Here is a 22,512-nt window from a genome sequence, read left to right as displayed (position 1 = left end):
GCAATGAAGCTCTCCTCTGGCGCGCCTCCGCTGCTCGATATCATCCAGTCCGCCACAGAACCGATCATCACGATCGACGCGTTGCAACACATCGTGATGTTTAACGCTGCGGCGGAACGCGTGTTCATGCTCTCCGCCGACCAAGCCATCGGCGCCAGCGTGGACATCCTGATCCCGTTGCGCTTTCGCGCCGTGCATGCCAAGCATGTCGGCCGCTTCATGACCACCGGAATTTCCGATCGCCAGATGGGCCTGGGCGCGCCGTTATGGGGTCTTCGGTCCAACGGCGAAGAGTTTCCGATGGAGGCTTCGATCTCGCAGACCTGCACCAGCGCCGGCGTGTACCTGTCGATCTTTCTGCGCGACATCACCGAGCGCCAGCGTATCGACCAGGCCTTGAGAGCGTCCCGGGACGAGCTGACCCGTCTGTCCAATGCCCTGCTTCACGTGCGCGAGCAGGAAAAGAAGCACATTGCGCGCGAGCTCCATGACGACCTGGGCCAAAGCCTGACGGCGCTGACGATGGAGCTGTCCCAACTTGAACCGATCCTGGCGTCCGACAACGTCGAGGCACGCGAGCGCGTGCGGTCCATGCGGCAGCTTATCAAAGCCACGTTCAAGTCGCTGCGGCGCATCGCCTCTGACCTGCGGCCCGTCATGCTCGACGACCTTGGACTGGCGGCGGCGGTCGAATGGCTGGTGGCCAATTTCGTTTCGCGCTATGGCGTCGATACGGAATCGGACATCCGGATCGGCCCCGCCGAACCGGCAAAGCAGGTCGCCACCACCCTGTTTCGCGTCGTGCAGGAGGCGCTGACCAACATCGCCAAGCATGCGCAGGCCAGCGCCGTCCAGGTGCGCCTTGTCTGTGACGACTCGCACTGCGCGCTGACCGTTTCCGACAACGGCGTTGGCGCCACACCGGAGAGTCTGGCCAAAAAGCTGCCCCTTTCGCTTGGCCTGCAGGGCATTCGCGAACGGGTCCGCCTGCTGGGCGGTGATGTCTCCGTTCATACCCGCAGGAAAGGCGGGTTTCGCCTCGAGGTGCGCATCCCGGTCCGCCCTCCCGACTCGCAATGGGAGGCAACATGATCAACGTCATGCTTGCCGACGACCATACATTGCTGCGCGAAGGCCTGAGGCGGCTGCTCGAGCAGGCCGCAGACATCCGCGTCGGCGGCGAAGCCGGCAACGGCAACGAAGCGCTTGATCTTCTGGCCAAGGGGCAATGGGATCTTCTGGTGCTGGACATGTCGATGCCCGGGCGCGACGGCGTCGACCTCATCCGGCACATCACAAACTCCCACCCGGACGTGCCCATCCTGGTGCTGACGATGCACGGCGAGCAGCAGTACGCCGTCCAGGCGATCAAGGCGGGTGCGGCGGGCTACCTGACCAAGGACAGCGCCAGCGAAGAGCTGGTGCAGGCGGTGCGCAAGGTGGCCGGTGGCGGGCGGTATCTGAGCCAGTCGCTGGCTGAAAGCATTGCATTTGACCGGCACGGGCATGCGGAATCGCTGCCCCACGCCCTGCTGTCCGATCGGGAATTGTCAGTTTTCCGCCATCTGGCGTCGGGCATGAACAATTCGGACATCGCGCAACTGCTATTCGTGAGCGTCAAGACGGTCAGCACGTATAAAAGCCGGATATTGATCAAGCTGCACTTGCGCAATCAGGCGGATCTGGTCCGTTACGCGATACGGCACCGGCTCGTCGACGATGACGACGCCCCTCCGCGCTGAGCACGCTGTAGGAATTTGCCTACATCTGTAGGCGTCGTCGGCCAAAACGTGGCGATCTGCGCTGATAGCGCACGGCAGCGCGGCATCCGATACTAGCCCCCATCGCGATACCAACAAAGCGATACGGACAAAGCGATACCGACAAGGCGATCGGCCTGCTGCCGCGTCACCGCCACATGCCCCCGAGGAGCCGCGGCCATGGACTCACCCATCGTTGTCACGAACTACACGGACAGTGCGACAGGCGTGTCCGCCGATTGCGACCGTTGCGCCCTGGCCCGGATCTGCCGCGCAGGATCGGACGCGGCCCGGCCTCCCCCGAGCGACATGGTCCGCTGCCGGCGGCTGATTCACCGCGGCGAATCTGTCTACCGCGCGGGGGACGCGTTGCAGAACCTGTATGTGCTGCGGTCAGGGTCGGTGAAGCTGCGCGCGACCAACCGCGCCGGCCTCGAGCAGATCATGGGCTTTCCGTCTGCGGGCGCGTTGCTGGGCCTGGATGCCATCGAGAGCGGCACCCATCGCTGCGATGCCATCGCGCTGGAGGATTCGCTCGTCTGCGTACTGCCGTTCTCGGACATCATGGGCAGATGCCGGGAGGATTTCTCGTGCGCGCAGCAGTTCCATCGCTTGATCGCTCACGATATCGATCAGTACCGGCGGCTGTTGCTGACCCTGGGCTGCATGAAGACCGAGCAGCGGGTCGCCGACTTCCTGGTGGGGATGTCGGATCAGATGTCGGCCAATGGCTACTCTCCCCTCGCCTTCACCTTGAAGATGACGCGCGAGGACATCGCCAATCATCTGGGCATGAAAGTCGAGACGGTCTGCCGCGTGCTGGGCCGCCTGCAGGAGGCCGCGCTGGTCAACGTATCCCGGCGACAGCTCCAGATCCGCGATGTCGATGCGCTGCGGCAGATGAGCAGCGGGTAGGCGTGCCTGCGCCTAGCCGGATGTCGTTCGGAACTTGAGTTTGGTCAACATCCCGGTCGCGGGCAGGCCTATTCTGGCTGGAGCAAGCCGGTCGGCCGCCGAAGTGCCGCGTCGAGCGGTTACACGTGACCTGGAGGATGACCTTATGCAACCCGACTATGAACCCTACGTGGCGCTATACAAATACGGAATTCATTCTGCGCTGGCCGCGGCCACCGGTTATTTCGAATTCGCGCGCCAACTGCGCTCGCTGCAGCTCAAGACCGACAAGGAAATGCTGGCATTCGCACAGGAAGCCAATGCCCAGGTCAACGCTGCGACCTCTCTGACCGCCATGTGCGCCCTGCATCAAAAATTGATGACGGATCTGATGGGCCGCGAGTTCAGCTATCTGAAGGAAATGGAGAAGATCGCGCGCGAGACGTCCACCATGACCGCCGCAGCCCTGCGTGAGAGCAAGAATCCCTGGCAAGAAAGAATGTCGCAGATCGCGGAAAGCACGGCCAAATTCCTGGCCGACGGCAATGCCGTGGCCGCAATGACGCGCGCCAGCCAATGACGCATGTGAGGGCCGCGAAGGCGCATCCGGCCGCGGAACCTGTTACCGACCCGTCGGCATCGGCGCCGCCTGGCGCGGACAACGCGCTGGCGGCGCTGGACTATTTCAGAGCGGCGCTCATCGCGCAGCTGACGGGCGGCATTTCACCAAGCGCCCTCGCGCTCGCGATGGCCGACTGGCTGATCCACCTGGGGGCCGCGCCTGGCAAGCAGATCGGATTGGCGCTGCAGGCGGGAAACGCCATCCAGGCGCTCAGCGCGCATGCCGCGATCGCCCTGGCGGGCCGCCCTCTCGTCTGTCCCGAGGCTGCCCTTGACCGCAGGTGCGCCACGCCGCCCTGGCGGACTGAACCCTTCCAATATTGGCAGCATTGTTTTTCCGAAGCGCGCAAGTGGTGGGCCGAGGCCACGACGCGTGTGCCGGGAGTCTCCGCCCATCACGCCGACGTCGTTTCCTTCTGCGCAAGCCAATGGTGCGACGTCTTTGCGCCGGCCAACTTTTTCTGGTCCAACCCCGAAGTGATTGAGCGCACGGTGACCGACAAGGGCCTGAACCTGGTTCAAGGGATGGGACATCTGGCAGAGGACGTGCGGCACAGGCTGTTGGGCCTGCCGGAACCCGGCCTGGAACGGTTCGAGGTGGGCGTCAACGTGGCGGTGACCCCCGGCACGGTGGTGTACCGCAATCACTTGATCGAACTGATCCAGTACGCGCCCTCGACGCCGCAGGTGCGTCCGGAGCCCATTTTGATCACGCCGGCGTGGATCATGAAGTACTACGTGCTGGATCTGTCGCCCGAAAATTCCCTGATTCGCTACCTGGTGGCGCAAGGGTTCACGGTGTTCTGCATCTCATGGCGCAACGTCGATGCGCGCGACCGCGACCTCTGCCTGGACGACTACCGCCGCCTGGGCTTCATGGCGGCAATGGCGGCGGTCAATCGATGCGTGCCCGGCCAGCGCGTGCACGCAGTGGGGTACTGCCTTGGCGGCACGCTGCTGGCCATTGCGGCCGCGACCATGGCTGGCGACGCGGACGACCGCCTTGCCACGATCTCCCTGCTGGCGGCACAGACCGACTTTACCGAGCCCGGTGGCCTGGGCTTGTACATCGACGCGAGCGAGGTGCATATGCTGGAAAGCGTCATGTGGGCGCAAGGCTACCTGTCCGCCGGGCAAATGGCTGCGGCCTTCCAGTCCTTGCGGCCCATCGAGGATGTCGCCAGCCGCGCGGTGCAGACCTATTTTCTGGGTCAGCGCATCCTTCCGAACGACCTCGTCGCCTGGAATGCCGATTCGACGCGTATGCCGTACCGGATGCATGCGGAGTATCTGCGCAAACTGTTTCTGAACAACGAACTGGCGGCCGGACGATTCGAGGTGAACGGCCGCACGATTGCCTTGCGCAACATCCGCACGCCCATCTTTGCGCTGGGTGCGGTCAACGATCACATCGCGCCCTGGCGTTCCGTATTCAAGATCCATTACCTGACGGACGCGGACATACGCTACGTCTTGACCAGCGGCGGCCATAATGCCGGCGTCGTGAGCGAGCCCGGACATCCGGGCCGCTGGCACCGGCTTTCCGCGGGGCCGAAGGATGATCTGCGCGCGGGCCCGGACGAATGGCTGGCTGCCACCATGCAATGCGGCGGATCGTGGTGGCCGACGTGGACCGAGTGGCTGGCGCATCGCTCAGGGCCAATGCGGCCCGCACCGTCCGGCGTTGCCGGGCGGCGGCCCGACGACGATCCTGCCTCGCCGATGGCCGCGCCGGGCAGCTATGTCATGCAGAAATGACGCGTCTCAAGGCCACGGTTGCGCGTAGATCCGTTTCCACTCTTTCTCCATGTCCACGACCGTCCAGCCTCGGGCGGGCGCCTCGTCCAGCGCCTTGTCGAGCCGGCCCACGCTGGAGTGCCGGTCGTAGGCCCACTCGCGCTTGGCGTCGGTGTGGTGCACGATACCTCCGAAGCGTCTGCCTGGCCCGGTCGTCGTCCACTGCAGCATCTGCAAGTCGCCGTCGGAATTGCCGAACGCCATGATCGGACGCTTGCCGATATGGCGCTGGATCGCCACGGGCTTGCCGGGGCCGTCGTTGTGGAAGTCCAACTTGGGCAGCCGCATGAGCTCGAATCCACTGCCATTCGTCACGAATTCGCTGCCAAACAGGGTGCCGATCACCTGTTCGGGCGGGATGCCGTAGGCCTGCGCGGTCCAGGCGCGCATGAACTCCGTTTCCCCGCCCGACACAATGTAAGTCGTGAAACCGTTGGCGCGCAGGTAGTCCAGCAGTTCGCGCATCGGCACGTACGTCATGCTGTCGTAGGGCAGCTTGGTGCGCGGGTGGCGGGCGGTGTCCAGCCACTGATCCACGCGCTGCGTGTACTGGCCCACCGGCATGCCGGTGTTGGTGGCCAGCAAGATCTCCATCATGCCGTGCACGCCCGATCGGGCCACGGCCTCGTGGTCGCCCTGCAGCACTGCCATGAAAGGCTGGCGGGTATACCAGTCCGGATGTGACGGCGCCAGCGCATGCACTTCATCCATCGAGAACATGACCTGGAAGTAGATGGGCTTCTCGCTCCACAGCGTGCCGTCGTTGTCGAACACCGCGATGCGGTCCTCGGCGGGCACGAATTCCGCGCTGGCCGGGTCGGTGACCGCCTTCACGAACGCCACGATCGCCGTGCGGGAGGGGCCATCGGTCCAGGACGACAACCCGGCTTGGCTCTCGCGGCCGGATGACGCGCACCCGGCCAGCAGGAAAAGGACCCACAGCCAAATCCAGGCCAGCCGCCGCGCATATTGGTGTTCGAATGAAGCGTGCATGATCTTCCCCCTGGAATGCGCGCAACGCGCGCGGGCCCTGCCAGACCAGCGGCAACTGCCTGCCCTGCCCGCCTCCTGCCTGGCCCACAATCAACGGCTGGCGATGCTGCCCTGCGCTGCCTGCGCCATCTCCCATTGCTGCGGCGTCATGACGGTTCGGAACCCGATGTGGGACATGGGATTGAGCGGGTCCGTGCCGCGCCGTGCGCTGGCGCGGTAGCTGATGCAATAGGTATCGCTGCACAGAAAGGACCCGCCCCGGGTCACGCGCTTGGGCGCCGATGCGGGCATGCCGGGTTCGTCAGGGTCGAAGCTGTTCGCCGGCCCGGCGGGATCCTGCGGCGGCTGGCGATATTGCGCCTGAATCCTGAAAGCGTCCGCGCGGTACCAGTCCGACGTCCACTGCCAGACGTTCCCGGCCATGTCGTACAAGCCATAGCCATTGGGCGAAAAACTGCGCACGGGCGTGGTGCCGACCTGCACTTTTTCATCTTTCACGACCGGAAACGGTTGCGCCTGGCGCGTGTCCCAGATGTTTGCCATGGCCCGGCCTTGCGGCGACAGCTCGTTGCCCCACGTGTAGGTCGCCTGCGCAAGGCCGCCTCGCGCGGCGAACTCCCATTCGGCTTCGGTCGCAAGGCGCTTGCCCGCCCACTTGGCGTAGGCCTGCGCATCTTCATAAGACACCTGCACCACCGGATGGTCGTCCTTGCCGGCGATGGTGCTGTGCGGCCCCTCGGGATGCCGCCAATTCGCGCCGGGAACAAAACGCCACCAGCGCGAGTAGTCCCGCAGCGACACCTCGGTCTGTGTGCCGACGAACACCATGGCGCCCGCCTGCAACGCACTGTCGTCCGGACGTGGCGTCCCCGCGGGAAGCTGGACGCGCAGGTCTTCCCAGCGCGGCTTTTTCTCGGCGGTCGTGACATAGCCGGTCGCCTCGACAAAGCGGCGGAATTGCGCGTTGGTGACATCATGAACGTCCATCCAGAACCCGCTCACGCGCACCTTGTGCGCCGGCCGCTCGTTCGGTTGCGACATCTGATGATCGTTGCCCATCAGGAACTCATGGCCGGGGATCCACGCCATTCCTGCCGGGCCTTGCTTGCCGTCTCCCAACTTGACGACGGGAACGTCCTGCGCGGGCGCGGAGACCGCGACATAGGCGCCGATGGCGCCTGCCGTGCAAAGGATGGCTGCCACTGCAATTCCAATACTGGCTCGTCTTTTCATGCGCTTTCTCCGTCAGGCGCGCATAGCCGGCACCAGGCCGCCGTGCGTGCCGCCACCTACAGCGCTGCGGCCCGCGCGGCAAGCGCGCGGTTGCCCGCGCTGCCGGGCTTGAGGGCCATGCGTTCGGCAGTCAGCACCTTGGCCAGAGAGCGCGCGCCGTCTCGCAACGCCGCTTCTACCAATGTCAGCGCCAGCACGTCGCGCTGCGCGTGGCTGCCGCCGAATCGATGCGCAATAAGGCGCACGTCCCGCAGCAGGTTGACGGCAAGCGCGTAGTCTTGCCGGGCGAACGCGGCCAGCGCGTGCGCCACCGGCAATCCCACATCCCGGGTCATCATCGCGTTCGTGCCCGTGCCGTCCGCGGCCGTTTCCATCGACTCGATGAGCGCCTGGGCGGCAGCGCCGTCACCCGCGCCCAGATAGGCCATCAGCGCATGCACGTCATTGAAGGCGTAGAACCCCTCGCCGCCGCGCGTCTGCCAGACATCGGCAAGTTGGCGCCATCGTGAGCCGCCATCCACGCCTCGCAAATGCAGACGCCACAGCATGGCGGAGGCGTCGATCAGATCCAGCACCTGGCCCGTGGAAGCTTCGCGCAGCCTGCTGTCGTACAACGCCAGCACGTCGCCAATCTCGTCGCGATCCAGCTGAAACAGAGCCAGATGCCACCAGTTGTGGATGGCCAGCATGTTGTCCTCGGACCAGTCGCCCCGTCTTCCGTTCAGCCAGGCGATACCCTCGTCGATCCGGCCCTGCATTTCCAGGACGTGAGCGACGGCGTGCACGGCCCAGGGATCGCGCGGGTTGAGCTCCAGCGCGCGGCGCCCTTGCGCCTCGGCCGGCCCGTACAGGTTCGTCTCTTCCAAGCCGAACGCGTGCATGCCCAAGACGTAGCCGTAGTCGGGCATCGAGCGGTCCCAGGCGGGCAGGACGCCGGCGACGCGGTCGCGCAGCATGGTCGAGCGGCCGAGCAGGAAATCGCCAATGTGGCCAACCTGCAGCGCCAGCGTGTCGTGCGGATAGTCGGCAAGGATGTCGGCATAGCGCCGCAAGGATCGGGAGAATTCCCCGTCGAGCCAGGCGCGGGCCGCGGCGGCGTGGCGGCGTTCGCGATCGTTGGCAATGTCGTAGAGCGCTTCGGCGGCTTGCACGCTTTCGCGCAGCAGCGGTTCGACGCATTTGTCGCTGGCGGTGATCATCATTCCCGCGCGCAGCAGATGGCCCATCACGAAAACGGGGTCATCGGCCAAGGCCTCGTCAATGACGCCCAGCGGATCGCCGTAGTAGCCATGAAACAGGCTTTGCGCCCGCTCGTAGGCGGCCATTGATGCCGGTTCATCGCTGGAAACCGGGTTCCCCCGTACATCGCTCAGCGCCATGGTGGTCTCCCAGAGGCCGGCCCGCGACGGGCTTGGAAAATCTTCAAAAATATAAGCATGGTTGCGGCGTTCCGGCAAAACGCAGTTGCGCTAGTGCGATTGCACCGGACGCGCGGGCCCCCGCCACCCGGTCAGTGACTGCCGTCCGGATTGCCCATGCTTGCGCGCTGCGCGACCAGCAAGGCGTCGCTCTGGTCGATGCGTATCGTGCCGATCCGCGGAAATTCGAAGTCGACGATGATGTAGAGCGCCGCGGTCATCACCACGGCATAGATGCACTGATGCAGCAACGTTTGCCGTTTGGCGGCCGCCAGGTTCACGCCCACCAGGAACGCGCCGGTCAGCGCCAGAAAGCCCAGGAACACGTACGCCGCGAGCGGTGGATGCACCTTCTGGGCGGCGGAGAGCGAGGTCGCGGCGTCGAACATGTCGTTCACGGCGTCGACGTACGACGCGGCCAGCGGCGGCGGTACGCCGTTTTTCGCCGCGGCGATCGACGCGCGCCAGATAACCTGCTGCAGCGCGGACGCCTTGGCCGCGATGCCTGCGCGCGCGGTCATATCCGCGACATGGCGCTCATACAGGATCCGCTGGTCGACGTAATCGCGGAAGTGTCCTCGCACGGCGGATTGGTCGGCTGCATCCAGCAGGTCGATGCGCAGCCAGGCTGTGCCGATGGCATTGACTTCCTGAATCACCAGATTGCGCCGCTCGGCCATGCGCTGCGCGGCGCCCGAAAAGGTAAACGCCACCAGCAGTCCCAGCAACGCAAACACCGACGCCTCGATGGCGGCCACGCCCGCCCCACCCTTCTCCTGCTGCCTTGCGCCCAGTCGTTTTCCAACCGCAATGGCGCAAAAGAGCGCCAAGAAAAAACCCAACGCCAGTCCCGCCAGGAGAAACGAGTAGCTCATGAGAACCCCGCACGTCCGGTCACCGCGATGCGCCCGCCGCGCGCTTGCCCACGCGCGCCGGGACGCAATAACGATACGGGCTACGTGCCTCGTCTGGCAACGCTGTGGCGCAGCCGCCGGCCGTGCCCGCCACGCCAGATCCGAAGGAGTGGTGCGCGCGCGCTGGTCCGCGCGGATCAGCGGCGCGGCAATCTGCGCGCGCGGCCAAGAATTCCGTTGACATCCGTGGACGTAGGATGAAAATTATTGCGGTTCAGCCATGCGAATCGCGCATCCCGGCATGAACGTTCCCCCAAGTACGTAGGCCAATGTGAACCGCACGGTTTGCAGCGTCGTGCGGTTGGTTTCACTCTCAAACAGCGGAGTTGAAAATGGCGACCAAACGAACTTTTACTTGCGGTGCCGCAGCGCTTTTCCTGGCCAGCGCGGTACTTTGCGCACCGGCTGTCGCGCAGGACCCGCGCAAACCCAACATCATCCTTCTCGTGTCGGACGACACCGGACTTGGCGATCTCGGTCCGTATGGCGGCGGCATCGGGCGAGGCATGCCGACCCCCAACATCGACCGGCTGTCGAGCGAGGGCATGACCTTCTTTTCGTTCTATGCGCAGCCCAGTTGCACGCCCGGCCGCGCGGCCATGCAGACCGGCCGCATTCCCAACCGCAGCGGCATGACGACCGTGGCCTTCCAAGGCCAGGGCGGCGGTTTGCCCGCAGCGGAGTGGACGCTGGGATCGGTGCTCAAGACCGCGGGCTACAAGACGTTCTTCACCGGCAAGTGGCACCTGGGCGAAGCCGACTATGCCCTGCCCAACGCGCAGGGTTATGACGAGATGAAGTACGCCGGCCTCTATCACTTGAATGCCTACACCTACGCCGATCCCACCTGGTTTCCTGACATGCCCGCCGACGTGCGGGAAATGTTCCAGCGGGTCACCAAGGGTGCGCTGTCCGGCAACGCGGGAGAGAAAGCGCGCGAGGAATTCAAGATCAACGGCCAATACGTCGACACGCCCATGGTGAACGGCCGTGAAGGCGTCGTCGGGATTCCGTTCTTCGACCGCTACGTGGAGAAGGCATCGCTCGACTACCTGGAGCGCAACGCCAAGTCCGAGCAGCCGTTCTTCATGAGCATCAACTTCATGAAGGTGCACCAGCCCAACATGCCGGATCCGGACTACATCCACAAGTCGCTGTCCAAGAGCAAGTACGCGGACTCGGTCGTGGAGCTGGATTCTCGCATCGGCCGCATCATGGACAAGATTCGCGAGCTGGGCTTGGACAAGAACACGCTGGTGTTCTACACGACGGACAACGGCGCCTGGCAGGATGTCTATCCTGACGCGGGCTACACGCCGCTGCGCGGCACCAAGGGCACGGTGCGGGAAGGCGGCAACCGGGTGCCAGCCATCGCCTGGATGCCGGGCAAGATCGCGGCGGGCGTCAAGGATCACAGTCTGGTGGGCGGCCTGGACCTGATGGCGACCTTTGCCGCGGTGGCGGGCGTGAAGCTGCCCACGAATGACCGCGAGGACAAGCCGATCATCTTCGACAGCTACGACATGTCGCCCGTGCTCTTCGGCACCGGAAAGTGCGATCGCAAGGCGTGGTTCTATTTCACGGAAAACGAACTGTCGCCGGGCGCCGTGCGCGTGGCCAACTACAAGGCGGTGTTCAACCTGCGCGGCGACGACGGCGCGGTGACCGGCGGACTGGCCGTGGACACGAACCTGGGCTGGAAAGGCGCCGAGTCCTACGTCGCGACGGTGCCCCAGGTATTCGATTTGTGGGCCGATCCGCAGGAGCGCTACGACATTTTCATGAGCAACGTCACCGAACGGACGTGGACGATGGTCATGATCAACGACGCCGTTGCCCCGCTGATGAAGACCTACATCGACTATCCGCCCCGCAAGATGCAGAGCGAAGGCTATACCGGTCCGCTGACGCTGTCGGCCTACGAGCGGTTCCAATACATGCGCGAAAGCCTGGCCAAGGACGGCTTCACCCTGTCATTGCCCAGCGGAAACTGACGCCCGGCGCGTCCCGCGCTCGGACGATGGGCAGTCCAGGCAGGCGGCTTGCTGCTGACGATGGATGGGCACGGCGGCGCCACCCCGGCAAGCTGCCGCCTGCCTGAACAGGAGGCTATATGTGGGAACCCACCGAGCGCTATCCCGATCCGGCCATTGAGGTCCTGGATCCCCGATTCCAGACGATCCGGCTCACCAACGCCGGCGTCGAACGATTGGCGACCGGCATCCGGTACGGCGAAGGCCCGGTGTGGTTCGGTGACGCGAGGTGCCTGGTCTGGAGCGACATCCCCAATAACCGCCTGATGCGCTGGGACGAGGAAACGGGCGCCGTATCGGTACACCGCAAGCCCTCCGGCTACATCAATGGCAACACGCGTGACCGTCAAGGCCGGCTGGTCAGCTGCGAACATGGCGGTCGACGCGTGGTCCGCACCGAATACGATGGCTCGCTGACCGTGCTGGCCGACCGTTTCGAGGGCAAGCGCTTGAACGCGCCGAACGACGTTGTCGTGCACAGCGATGGGTCGGTCTGGTTCTCCGACCCGCTATTCGGGATTCTCTCGAACTACGAAGGCTTTCAGGCGCAACCCGAGCTGCCGACGCATGTTTACCGTCTGGAGCCGGACTCCGGCCGGCTGGACGCCGTGGTAAGCGGCATCCACAACCCTAACGGCTTGTGTTTTTCTCCGGACGAGCGACTGCTGTATGTCGTGGACAACGGTTCGACGCCGAATCGCATCCTGGTCTACGCGGTGGGACAGGACGGGTCGCTGGACGACGGCCGCACCTTTGTCGAGGCAAGCACCGACGCGATTCCCGACGGCATACGCTGTGACACCGACGGCAATGTCTGGGCGGGCTGGGGCCCGGGCCCGGCGTTGAGCGGGGTGATGGTATTTGCGCCCGACGCCACGGCCATCGGCCGCATCGCCCTGCCCGATCGGTGCGCCAACCTGTGTTTTGGCGGAGCGCGCCGCAATCGGCTGTTCATGGTCACCGGGCAGTGTCTCTTCGCGCTGTATGTGAATGCGCAGGGGGTCGGGTACTGCTGATGCCTGGCTATAGAAAGCCGATCCAGCGCCCCGCCACCAGGCAGCCCAGCCACAGCACCAGAGAGGCCGCCGCCTGAATGCGCAGCGCGGGCGACGGCGGACTTCCATTTGCCACGCTTGCCCAAGCCCTGCCCCGATTCACCAGCCAGGCGTTGACCGCGCCCGCCGCCAGCAAGCCCATCTTGGTCAGGAATGCCGGGTTGTACAGGTAGTCGAGCGGCCGCACCGAAAACAGCAGCGCCCCCGTCACCATCGCCAATGCCAAGCCCGTTGCGGCCGTGCGCGCCAAGACGGGCGCCAGGACGGCCAGCGCACCCGGCTTGAGTACGCCGAGCAGGCGCAGATCCAGCGGAATGATCGAACCGATCAGTAGACCCATGGCGACGATATGGGCGGCGTTGACGAGCAGATAGAGAACGCCGGACCGGCGCAGCCACAGCGCTGGCGGCACGGATTGAAGCTGTTCAAGCGCAAGTCGTAGCAGGTCAGGCATCCACGGCCCGCGGTCAGGGCTTCTTGATGCGGCTGGGATAGATATCGTAGGTCTTGCCGCCAACGGTCACCTGGACCGCCTTCATGCGCTTGGCGGCGGCGTCCTGGTCTCGGTTGCCGACGGCGGTGATGGCATCTCCAGGTTTGGCGGAGCCTTCCACGAAACCGGCTTCCATCGTCTGATTCGGATTGCCAAGCTCGACGGTCCAGACGCCATCCTTGGCCCGCACCTTGAGCGAGGGGTGCGGTGGCGCGATCTGCACCTGCTCGACCGTGCCTTGCAGCGTCATCTGTTCGGATTCGGCCCACGACCAGCCGTGATGCGCCAAGGCCGATGGGGCAGCCCCGGTCATGGCGGACAGCGCCAAGGCGGCAAACAACGCGTGTCGGGAAAGCTTCATGTCGATGCTCCTGTGGGTGCGGTGGCATGCCGTTCCCCGCGCCGCGACGCAGGGTTGAGCGCACGAAAAAGCAGGATAGCAGCGCGTTTCCAACGTGCGTGGGAATTTATTGAACGCGCGCGGACAAAAAAACGTCGGCCGTACTTAAGAAATTACTTTAGATATTTCACTTCAACTTTGAATTTTCATTTGAATATTTATTCCTGAAATATCAATAGTTTGAAGACCTAATATAAGACCTTACATGAATAATTTAACGTGCTGATCTCCGTTTTTGGATGATGACCGGACCCAGGAAAACCCTGCGGAACTTTCCTCGTCCGGTCACGGTCGCTTTATGTTCAGGCAATTGTCAGCATATGCCGACATTTGCCCTGAGCATCCGTCCGCGCGTCCACCCCGGGAGAATTGCATGTCATCGCTCCGCTCGCGTTTGCCCGCGAATTTGTCCATCACGCTCACCACGCGCCCCCCGGATTTCCCGCTTGTCCCCCGCCTGCCGCTACGCGCCAATCCATGTCTGCGGCGCCCGCTCCCATGAGCGCCGTCCCTGATACGGTAAACAGCCGCGCGCCCACTGGCCTGTCGGTCATGGACGCGACCATGGTCCTTGTGGGCGTGGTCATCGGCATCGGCATCTTCGGTTTTCCCCCTCTGGTCGCGCAGCACGCGCATTCGGAAGCGGTGTATATCGGCCTCTGGTGCGCCGGCGGACTCGTCATGCTGGTCGGGGCGCTTTGCTACGCGGAACTCGGCTCGGCGTATCCCGGCGCGGGCGGCGAATACCTTTATCTGACCCGCGCTTGGGGACGGCGCGTCGGGCTGATGTTCGCCTGGGCGCGATGCTCCGTCATCCAGACCGGCGCGATCGCAGTCGTGGCATTCATCTACGGGGATTACGCGCAGCGGCTTCTGCCCCTGGGATCCCTGGGCCCCGCTGTGCACGCGGCCATCTCCGTCGTCGTTCTGACGGGCCTGAACATGATCGGCACGCGTTATTCCAAACGGCTGCAATGGGTGTTTACGGTGCTGACCCTGATTGCGCTAGCCGCGGTGCTGATCGCCAGCCTGACCGCGTCGGGCGGCGAGCCTGTCGCAGCCGCTTCACCGGTCCCGCTGTCGGGCAATACCGCCGGGCTGCTCGGCATGGGGATGGTCTTCGTGCTGCTGACCTATGGCGGTTGGAACGAGGCCGCGTATCTCAGCGGCGAACTGCGCGATCCCGCGCGCAACATGAGCCGGGTGCTGCTCATCGGCACGGCGGTGGTCACCAGCGCCTATGTTCTGACCAACATCGCGCTGCTTGAAATTTTCGGGCTACAGGGACTGCGCGACACGCCCGCCCTGGGTGCCGAGGTCATGCAGCTGGCCGCAGGACCCTATGCGGCGGCGCTGCTCAGCCTGACCATCTGCGCCACGGCGCTCAGCACCATCAACGGCACCATCATTACCGGCGCGCGGGTGTATTACGCCCTGGGCCGCGACGTGCCCCGGCTGCAGGCGCTGGCGGGCTGGAGCGCGCGCAACGAGACGCCTGTCAGCGCGCTAGTCGTTCAGGGCGTGATCACCCTTGCGCTGGTGGCGCTGGGCGCGTTCAGCCAGAACAGCGTGCAGACCATGGTGGCCTACACGGCGCCGGTGTTCTGGCTTTTCATGATGCTGGTCGCCGCCTCCGTCTGGCGCCTGCGCCGCCTGGACCCCGACCGCCCTCGTCCTTTTCGCGTTCCGCTCTTTCCGCTGCCTCCCTTGCTGCTGGCGCTGACTTGCGCCGGACTGGTGGTGTCCAGCGCCATGTATGCCGGCGCGGGCGCCCTGATCGGGCTGGCGGTGCTAGCGGCCGGCGCGCCACTGATGCGCCTGCTCAAGCCCGCCCAGGCCGCAAGCTGACTGGCTCTTCCCCTATCCTCCACCGTCCAAGGAACCCTCACCATGCCACGCTCCCTCGACCATTCGAAAACCGCGTCCCAGGTATTCACCCCGCGCCTGCGCCTTGCGATGCTGGCCTCGGCGATGGCGTTCACGCTGCTGAGCGCGGGCGCCGCCATGGCGCAGACTGCCACTGCGCCCGCCAAGGCCGGCGCCCAGAAAGCCTACGTGCCCGACGTCGGCCAGGAAGGCAAGGACGTCATTTGGGTCCCTACCCCGCAAACCCTGGTGGACAAGATGCTGGACATGGCCAAGGTCACACCCAAGGACCGGCTGATGGACCTGGGCTCGGGCGACGGTCGCACGGTCATCACGGCCGCACAGCGCGGGCTGACCGCACAAGGCATCGAATACAACCCGGATCTCGTCGAGCTGTCGCGCCAAAATGCCCAGCGCGCGGGCGTGGCCGACCGCGCCACGTTCGTGGCGCAAGACCTGTTCACCACAGATCTGTCCAAGGCCGATGTGATCACGATGTTCCTGCTCTCGACCATCAACGAGAAGCTGCGGCCCAAACTACTGGAGCTGCCAGCCGGCACGCGCGTGGTGTCAAACACCTTCCGCATGGGCGACTGGGAGCCAGATGCCTCGGAAACCGTCACCGATAACTGCCAGACCTATTGCACGGCGCTCCTGTGGATCGTGCCGGCCAAGGTGCAGGGCAAATGGGATCTGGGCGGGCAGACGCTGCAGCTTGACCAGCACTACCAGATGCTCTCGGGCAAGCTGGGGTCCGTGCCGATCTCCGACGCCCGGATGGACGGCAAGTCGATCACCTTCACCGCCAATGGCGTGCGCTACGCGGGCGAGGTGAACGGCCGCAGCATGAGCGGAAGCGCGGCCGGCAAGGGGGAATGGCAGGCCAAGCGGATCTGATCGGTGGCCATGCCGCGGGGCGCGGCCTCTCGGGTGCCGCGCCGCGTTGACCATGGCTGCCGTCATGCAATAGCATCTGTTGCATGAGAAGAGACAGCAAGCTTTCCGGCGTACTGCACGTTCTGCTGCATATGGCCGAGCGCCCCGGTCCCATGACCTCCGATGACCTGGGCCGCGTCATGCAGACCAATCCTGTCGTCATCCGCCGCATCATGGGCGGCCTGCGGCAACAGGGCCTGGTCCGGTCCGAAAAAGGTCATGGCGGCGGGTGGACGATTTCGTGCGATTTCAAAGCGGTCACGCTGCGCGATATCTACGAAGCGCTGGGCGCGCCAGAGATCTTCGCCATGGGCAACCGCAGCGAATCGCCCGGATGCCTGGTCGAAGAGGCGGTCAATGCGTCGCTGGACGACGTGTTCGAGCAGGCCCAGCAGTTGCTTCTGGACCGGCTCGGCAAGGTCACGCTGGCCGAACTGAGCCGGGATTTTCACGCGCGCATGGTCGAGCGCGGTCAGGCTTACGATCCGCACGCCGTTCACGAGGTTTGAGCCGCCCTATTCCCACGGCTGGCGCCACGCCATCAATGAGGCCTCGACGTGTTCGATTTCGGCCTGCGACATGCCAGCTTCTTCGTAGAAACGCCTGCGCTCGCCGACCACGTCCCGCACGCGGTCGATGATCGACCTGGCGGCCGCTTCCGACCGGAGTCCGAAACGCCGGTACTCGGTCAGGCAATTGGCAAACGTGCTGTCGCGGCCGGCGGAGCCAATGTGAAGGTAGTGCCGCGCCGAACCTTCCTGGGTCACCACATCAAAAAGCGGCGACAGCCGATAGGTGCGCGCATCTTCGTCTTTCAGAAATCCGACATTCTTCAGATGGTCGTCGGTGTTGTGGACCGCGACGTTCAGGATCATGCGCGCGTATAGTTCGAGCAGATCCTGCACGGGATTTGACGAGATACGGCGCGCCACGTCGGCCAGGCGCGCGTAGGAATACGTGGCCTTGCCGCGCGGGCCGTCGAGCTCGCGTTTGCCGATATGCACGGACGGGCTGATGAGCGACGCGCCGCTAAGGAAGTGGCGCCGCGCGATGACCGGGTCTGCGCCTTGCCGGACCGGCAGCAGCTCGCGATCGAACCGGTGCGTCAGCAGCACGGCGCCCAGATGTGTTTGCGCCAGACGGATCTGCGGCACGTTCAAGCCGATGGCCTTGGCCATCTGCAGGTTCGCGTATTCCACGCGCTGGCGGTCGTAGGATTCGCCCTTGCGCGGAAACTTGGCAATCCACATTTCGCCCGCCTCGTCCCGCACGATCGTCTTGGGCCGCGCCCCGCCGATATCCCATGAGCTGCCCAGGATGTCACGATATAGCCCCTTGGGCTTGATGCCCTGGTCGATGTCGGTCAGCAGGTCGGCCAACGAATCCAGCTGGCTGACTTCGGGCAGCCGATAGGTCTTGCGCATGTTGGGCGTCAATTGCCGGGCGCTGAAAAAAAGCGCCCCCACACCCATGCCCCGCCCCTTGAGCAGCACTTCGTTCTCCGTCACGCGGGCGCCCGCGTTGTCCACGCGCATCACGTTGCGGCCCCAGGCATCCGGCGCGGCGTCAAAAATGGCGCCCAGCGTCTGGTACCGGCTTTCGGTCCGGTAGGTGGTGGCGGAGTCGGTTAGCGGCAGATTGAGCGGATCCAGCGAAAACGCCCGCGAATCGTTCACGTAGGACTGCACGTAGGTGAATTCGGCGAAGAAGTGATTCTCGTCGCTGTCATCCAGGGTCAGGACGCCAGCGAGCACGGCTTCGCCCCGGATGTCCACATAGACGAAAAGCTCGCTTTCGACGGTTTTGGTTTTCTTGGCAGGCACGATGTTGACCGCCGCGTTACAGGCTGGACGGATCGGCGCGATGCGAATGCTGCGCCTTGCCGCTGCCCCGAGCGGGACGGCGCATGGCGTCAAGCCGTTTGCCCACGCCATCGAGGTCAGGGTCACCCAATGCGAACACCTGGTCTCCATAGCCGTACAGCAACAACGCTTCAACGGCGAGCGCCAGGGAAACGCCGCCATCGCCGCGTTCCAGCCGGTTGATGGTGGCGCGCGACACGCCCATGCGGCTGGCCAGCATGGCTTCGGTTTCATTGCGGCGAAGGCGCGCGGTGCGGATGTGCGCGCCCAGGCGAGCCAAAGCCTCGGCGGCCTCGAAACTGGGTTCGATTTTCTTTTTCATGCCGCAATAATAGCGCCATGATTGGCTTTATGCACTATTAATGAGGCAATCCGTGGCCAGTTCGTGACCTATTAATAGCGCATAAATATAACTTATGCGCTATTAATAAGGCATTTCAGCGCTTCAGCCAGCGGTTGCACGGATCACTGCCTGATCCAGCCGCAACCCTGCCCGTGCGGTGTCCAACGTGACGCGCGCCCCGAGCGGCAGGGTCAGGTTCGGATCGCCGTGCCCACTGGGCCAGCCAGCCAGCACCGGAATGCCTCGAGCGCCGAACTGTTCGAGTATCAGCGGATACAGCAGGCTCTGCGCCTGCGCGTCGTCCAGATTCGTCCCGATGATGCGGGTGAAATTGCCCACGATCACACCTTGGACGCCGTCGAACTTGCCTGCGGCTGCAAGTTGGCTCAAGAGCCGGTCCACGCGCGGCAGCGCCTCGTTGACGTCTTCGAAAAACAGAATCGAATCGCGCGTGTCGATCTCGTGCCGGGAACCGATCAGCGCGGCAATAAGCGCCAGGTTGCCGCCCACCAGCCGCCCGCTTGCGGTGCCAGCCACCAGTTCCATGGCCCGGCTGTCCGGCGGCGGCTGGATCCACGCGCCCTCCCCGATCTGGCCGCTCAGCATCGCCAGCAGATGCGACTCGGTGGGTTCGCCCTTGCCCGCCACCAGATCCTGCGCCAGCATCGGCCCATGGAACGTGACAAAACCGGCGTGGCGCTGCATGGCCAGATGCAAGGCCGTGATGTCGCTGTAACCGATGAAGGGCTTGGGATGTTGGCGCAGCAGCCCGTAATCGAGCCTGTCCAGCAAGCGCCATGAGCCAAAACCGCCTTGCAGGCACCACACCGCGCCGATGTCCGGCGCGGCGAACGCCGCGTGCAGGTCATCCAGGCGCTGTACGTCGGTGCCCGCCAGGTATTCATACGGAGCGTCGAGCCGGGTGCGCGACGCCGGCATGATCACCGGAAAATAACCCCGGTCTTCGAGCCATTGCGCGGCAAGGTCGCTGGCGTTGGGCGCGGCGGATGCGGGTGCCACGATGGCAACCTTCGCGCTCGGCCGCAACGCCGGCACGGGGGCGGCCGAGGGTTTCGCGTGCGACGGCGGCGGCGCGGGGGGGCGGTTCAGCGCACCCGGCGAGGACGTTTTCCGGCCGCCGGCGCAGCCCGCCAGGCCAAGCCCCGACAGACACAGGGCGCCAGCATTGAACAGCATCCGCCGGCGTCTGGCATCCGGCAGACCGGCATCCTGGTGCGAGCCGGATTCCGGACTGGGCCGGTTCAGGAGATTGGCGAACGGGGTGCTGGTCGGTCCGCGCATCAGAATCGCTCGTACTCCAGCCGGTAGCGCCATTGCCCGGCCGCAAGGCCTGCCATCGGCAAACGCCCGATCCGCAGCCGCCGCAGGGCCAGCAGGCGCAGGCCTGCCGCTTCGCACACCGCTTCAATAAACCCGGGCATCGGCGACTTCAGCGCAAAGCGCAGATGGTTTTCGTTTTGCCAGCTCACCTTCATCGGGGTGGCCGGGCGGCCCTCATAGGCCATGCCGCGCTGCATGCGGGCCAGATCGGCCTCGCTGAGCTGGCCTTCGACCTGGGCGACGTACTCCTGCTCGACGTGTCGGCCTTCGTCAACGAGCTTGCGCGCCACCGCGAACTCCTGCGAGTACACGACCAGACCGCTTGCCGCGCGCTCAAGCGGCGTCACCAGCTTGAGTCCATTGAACATGCGCTTCAAGTAACGCTGACCGGAACGGTCGCCGGGCATCAGGTTCTCGGGCAGGATCAGGTCGCGTGCCGAACCAGGCTGGTCGTCAGCGTACATGCCCGCTGGCTTGTGGATCAGGATGGTGACCGGACGGCCCTCTTCCAGCTTGGCGCCGGGCAGCAGGCTGACCGTCTGCGAGGCCGTGACCCGCAAACCGGGCTCTTCCTGCACCTTGCCGTTGACCGTGACCCAGCCGCCTTCGATGTAGCGCTCGGCATCTGCGCGTGAACACGGCAGCTCCGTGGCCAGCCGCTTGGCCAGCCGCTCGGAGTTCGCGGCAGCGGGGGCTTGGGCGGGACGCTGGCCACGCGATGGCCTCGCGCTGGCTTGAGGCGAACGATCTTTAGGCGCACGATCTTTAGGCGTGCGATCTTGGGGCGAACGACCTTGAGGTGCACGATCCGGTCGGCTGCCTTGCCGGCTATCCGCGCCGCCGGTGCCGGGCTTTGCGGCGCGGCGCTTCATCCCTGGCTCGACCGGCAGTTGCGCTCTGCCGGTCCCGCCGCTTGGGGCAGAACGAGCCGGCTTGGCCGGCGGGCTGGCGCGGCCGGTTGTGCCGGTTGTGGCAGGACGGGCCGATGCGTTGCTTGCGGAACGCGCTGGCCGCGTCGACGCCGCCGGACGGGCGGGCCGATCGGTGGCGCGTTTCACGCCGGATTTGGCCTCGCTGGGGCTTGTGGCGGAAGGCTCGCGGCGGGGTGTTCCCGCCGCGGGGGCGGAAGGCCCGGACCTGGGCGGACGAGCACTGCGGGTTCCCGTGGCGCGCTTGGCCGGACGGGACGACAGGCTGAGCGTGCCGGGTTTGGTGGGACGCAAGGTGCTGCTCATCGTCCCTCCTCCTGGCACAGCGGATTGAAGCGGTAAAGGAATGGGTCAGAAGCGCCTTTGGGCGCCGCGATCAGAAGCTTGGTCATCGGTATTGCCGGGTATTGCGAAAAGCGGGCCACATGGCCCGCACCTTGAGACGGATGTTACGCCCTTTTCTGCCCAAGGCCCTCGGGCGGCTCCGGCTCCAAGTCTGCCGTCTGCGCACCGGCCTGCATCGGCGGCGGCACCTCGTCGATCCAGGCCTTCAACAGCGTCGACGTCACCGCCAGGATGACCGGGCCAATGAACAACCCGACGATGCCGAAGGCGAACATGCCCCCCAGCACGCCGGACAGGATGAGCAGCATCGACAGATTCACGCCGCGCTTGATGAGCAGCGGCCGCAACAGGTTGTCCAAGGTGCCAACCACGATGGCCCAGACCAGCAGCACGGCGGCCGCCAGCTTCATGTCGTTCTGGAACAGCCAGGCAACGCCACCCAGCATGGGCAGGAACGGTCCCAGTTGGGCCAGGCACAGCATCACCATGAGGGCAGTCAGAATGCCGGCCGCCGGCACCCCGGCAATCCACAGGCCAATGCCGCCCAGCGCCGATTGCACCACCGCCGTGACCACGATGCCCAGCGCCACCGCGCGGATCGCGGACGCGGCAAGCTTGATTGCCGCCACGCCACGCGGGCCGGCCAGCCGGTTGGAAAACCGCAGCGCGAAGTCCGCTGCGGCGTCGCCCTTGCTGTACAGAATGCCGGCGATGATCACCGTGATCAGCATGTGCATCACGAACACGCCGACGATCGCCGCGTGGCCCAGCAACCAGTGCGCGGCGGTGGTCAGGTAGGGTTCGATGCGCGCCAGCAAGCCGCCGGCGCCGGCGTCGGAAAGCGCCTGCCACTCCAGGGCGATCCTCGGGCCCGCCAGCGGAATGCCGTGTACCCACGACGGAGGCGCCAGCAACGCATAATCGGGCAGGCGCTTGACCGCCGCCATGATAGTGCCGCCGTGCAGCGCCAGCGTCGAAATCGCCTGGTACAACGGCAGCACGATCACGAACAGCAGGATGAGAAGCATCGCCACCGTTGCCAGCCAGCGCCGGCCGCCGCAACGCCGCTGGATGGAGAGCAGCACCGGCCAAGTAGCGACCACGATGGTCGTGGCCCAGATGAGGCCCGGCAGGAAGGGCCTAAGGACGTACAGGCTGCCGATCATCAAAGCCAGCAGCATGACGATGACGAGCAGGATGCGGGCTATGTCGACGGACTGGCGTGGTATCACCCGAACCTCCTGGCGAGGCTGTCGCCCCGGTCGCGGTGGATGAGGAC

At 65.1% G+C, this 22,512-nt stretch carries 21 protein-coding genes; 10 read left to right on the top strand and 11 right to left on the bottom strand.

Annotation, left to right across the window (positions count from 1 at the left end):
* The first annotated feature begins 3 nt into the window (after positions 1–3).
* The 5 genes from H4P35_RS13370 to H4P35_RS13350 all read left to right on the top strand — a co-directional run bounded on the left by H4P35_RS13370 (position 4) and on the right by H4P35_RS13350 (position 5,033).
* Positions 4–1,092 (top strand): PAS domain-containing sensor histidine kinase, encoded by a 1,089-nt coding sequence (locus H4P35_RS13370; protein ID WP_175155490.1) that lies wholly within the window; start codon positions 4–6, stop codon positions 1,090–1,092.
* Entirely contained in the window at positions 1,089–1,742 is a 654-nt protein-coding gene (locus H4P35_RS13365) for a response regulator transcription factor (RefSeq protein WP_226849390.1), read from the top strand. Before H4P35_RS13370 ends, H4P35_RS13365 begins: the two co-directional genes overlap by 4 nt.
* 198 nt (positions 1,743–1,940) lie before the next feature.
* Positions 1,941–2,675 (top strand): helix-turn-helix domain-containing protein, encoded by a 735-nt coding sequence (locus H4P35_RS13360; RefSeq protein ID WP_226849389.1) that lies wholly within the window; start codon positions 1,941–1,943, stop codon positions 2,673–2,675.
* A 40-nt stretch (positions 2,676–2,715) separates the two neighbouring features.
* Positions 2,716–3,234, top strand: a complete 519-nt coding sequence (locus H4P35_RS13355) for a hypothetical protein (protein ID WP_217617983.1) — start codon at positions 2,716–2,718, stop codon at positions 3,232–3,234.
* A complete protein-coding gene (locus H4P35_RS13350) occupies positions 3,231–5,033 on the top strand; it encodes an alpha/beta hydrolase (RefSeq protein WP_226849388.1) in 1,803 nt (600 codons plus the stop codon). The genes H4P35_RS13355 and H4P35_RS13350 overlap by 4 nt, the downstream gene beginning before the upstream one ends.
* Positions 5,034–5,039: 6 nt before the next feature.
* Here H4P35_RS13350 and H4P35_RS13345 read toward each other — a convergent pair whose 3' ends face one another.
* The 4 genes from H4P35_RS13345 to H4P35_RS13330 all read right to left on the bottom strand — a co-directional run bounded on the left by H4P35_RS13345 (position 5,040) and on the right by H4P35_RS13330 (position 9,591).
* A complete protein-coding gene (locus H4P35_RS13345) occupies positions 5,040–6,065 on the bottom strand; it encodes an HAD family phosphatase (RefSeq protein ID WP_226849387.1) in 1,026 nt (341 codons plus the stop codon).
* Positions 6,066–6,155: 90 nt separating this feature from the next.
* Positions 6,156–7,298, bottom strand: coding sequence for a formylglycine-generating enzyme family protein (locus H4P35_RS13340; RefSeq protein ID WP_152384460.1), 1,143 nt, complete (start codon positions 7,296–7,298; stop codon positions 6,156–6,158).
* A gap of 56 nt (positions 7,299–7,354) precedes the next feature.
* On the bottom strand, positions 7,355–8,677 hold the full coding sequence (locus H4P35_RS13335) for a tetratricopeptide repeat protein (protein WP_226849386.1): 1,323 nt from the start codon (positions 8,675–8,677) through the stop codon (positions 7,355–7,357).
* Between the two features lie 131 nt (positions 8,678–8,808).
* Positions 8,809–9,591, bottom strand: coding sequence for a hypothetical protein (locus tag H4P35_RS13330; protein ID WP_152384458.1), 783 nt, complete (start codon positions 9,589–9,591; stop codon positions 8,809–8,811).
* Positions 9,592–9,962: 371 nt separating this feature from the next.
* On the opposite strand from H4P35_RS13330, the gene H4P35_RS13325 reads away from it, so the two are divergent.
* Together H4P35_RS13325 and H4P35_RS13320 are read left to right on the top strand one after the other, a co-directional pair.
* Positions 9,963–11,624 (top strand): arylsulfatase, encoded by a 1,662-nt coding sequence (locus tag H4P35_RS13325; protein WP_152384457.1) that lies wholly within the window; start codon positions 9,963–9,965, stop codon positions 11,622–11,624.
* Between the two features lie 119 nt (positions 11,625–11,743).
* Positions 11,744–12,679, top strand: coding sequence for an SMP-30/gluconolactonase/LRE family protein (locus tag H4P35_RS13320; RefSeq protein ID WP_152384456.1), 936 nt, complete (start codon positions 11,744–11,746; stop codon positions 12,677–12,679).
* A gap of 7 nt (positions 12,680–12,686) precedes the next feature.
* On the opposite strand, the gene H4P35_RS13315 is transcribed toward H4P35_RS13320, so the two are convergent.
* Together H4P35_RS13315 and H4P35_RS13310 are read right to left on the bottom strand one after the other, a co-directional pair.
* A complete protein-coding gene (locus H4P35_RS13315; RefSeq protein ID WP_152384455.1) occupies positions 12,687–13,172 on the bottom strand; it encodes a DUF6644 family protein in 486 nt (161 codons plus the stop codon).
* Between the two features lie 13 nt (positions 13,173–13,185).
* Complete coding sequence (locus H4P35_RS13310) at positions 13,186–13,572, bottom strand: DUF6152 family protein (protein WP_226849384.1); 387 nt, start codon at positions 13,570–13,572, stop codon at positions 13,186–13,188.
* Positions 13,573–14,109: 537 nt separating this feature from the next.
* Between H4P35_RS13310 and H4P35_RS13305 the strand changes: the two genes are divergently transcribed.
* The 3 genes from H4P35_RS13305 (at position 14,110) to H4P35_RS13295 (ending at position 16,922) form a co-directional block, all read left to right on the top strand.
* The gene (locus tag H4P35_RS13305; protein ID WP_226849383.1) at positions 14,110–15,459 is read left to right on the top strand and encodes an APC family permease; all 1,350 of its coding nucleotides are present in this window, start codon (positions 14,110–14,112) and stop codon (positions 15,457–15,459) included.
* Between the two features lie 108 nt (positions 15,460–15,567).
* Positions 15,568–16,374: a methyltransferase domain-containing protein gene (locus tag H4P35_RS13300; RefSeq protein WP_152385496.1), complete on the top strand. Its 807-nt coding sequence runs from the start codon at positions 15,568–15,570 to the stop codon at positions 16,372–16,374.
* An 83-nt stretch (positions 16,375–16,457) separates the two neighbouring features.
* Positions 16,458–16,922 (top strand): Rrf2 family transcriptional regulator, encoded by a 465-nt coding sequence (locus H4P35_RS13295; RefSeq protein ID WP_056317851.1) that lies wholly within the window; start codon positions 16,458–16,460, stop codon positions 16,920–16,922.
* Positions 16,923–16,928: 6 nt separating this feature from the next.
* Here H4P35_RS13295 and H4P35_RS13290 read toward each other — a convergent pair whose 3' ends face one another.
* From H4P35_RS13290 to ydiK, 5 genes are all read right to left on the bottom strand, one after another.
* Positions 16,929–18,236, bottom strand: coding sequence for a type II toxin-antitoxin system HipA family toxin (locus tag H4P35_RS13290; protein WP_226849382.1), 1,308 nt, complete (start codon positions 18,234–18,236; stop codon positions 16,929–16,931).
* 16 nt (positions 18,237–18,252) lie between these two features.
* The gene (locus tag H4P35_RS13285) at positions 18,253–18,597 is read right to left on the bottom strand and encodes a helix-turn-helix transcriptional regulator (RefSeq protein WP_062839481.1); all 345 of its coding nucleotides are present in this window, start codon (positions 18,595–18,597) and stop codon (positions 18,253–18,255) included.
* Positions 18,598–18,720: 123 nt separating this feature from the next.
* Entirely contained in the window at positions 18,721–19,920 is a 1,200-nt protein-coding gene (locus tag H4P35_RS13280; protein ID WP_370638969.1) for an LD-carboxypeptidase, read from the bottom strand.
* Positions 19,920–20,627 carry an RNA pseudouridine synthase gene (locus tag H4P35_RS13275; RefSeq protein ID WP_226849466.1) on the bottom strand — a complete coding sequence of 236 codons (708 nt, stop codon included), beginning with the start codon at positions 20,625–20,627 and terminating at the stop codon, positions 19,920–19,922. The genes H4P35_RS13280 and H4P35_RS13275 overlap by 1 nt, the downstream gene beginning before the upstream one ends.
* A gap of 710 nt (positions 20,628–21,337) precedes the next feature.
* Positions 21,338–22,414: an AI-2E family transporter YdiK gene (gene ydiK, locus H4P35_RS13270; RefSeq protein ID WP_255616289.1), complete on the bottom strand. Its 1,077-nt coding sequence runs from the start codon at positions 22,412–22,414 to the stop codon at positions 21,338–21,340.
* Positions 22,415–22,512 lie beyond the last annotated feature (98 nt).

The organism is Achromobacter sp. 77, assembly GCF_020541125.1.
Lineage (GTDB): Bacteria > Pseudomonadota > Gammaproteobacteria > Burkholderiales > Burkholderiaceae_B > Achromobacter > Achromobacter mucicolens.
The sequence above is the reverse complement of the archived record's forward strand: the minus strand, read 5'-3'. Positions and strand labels throughout refer to the sequence as shown.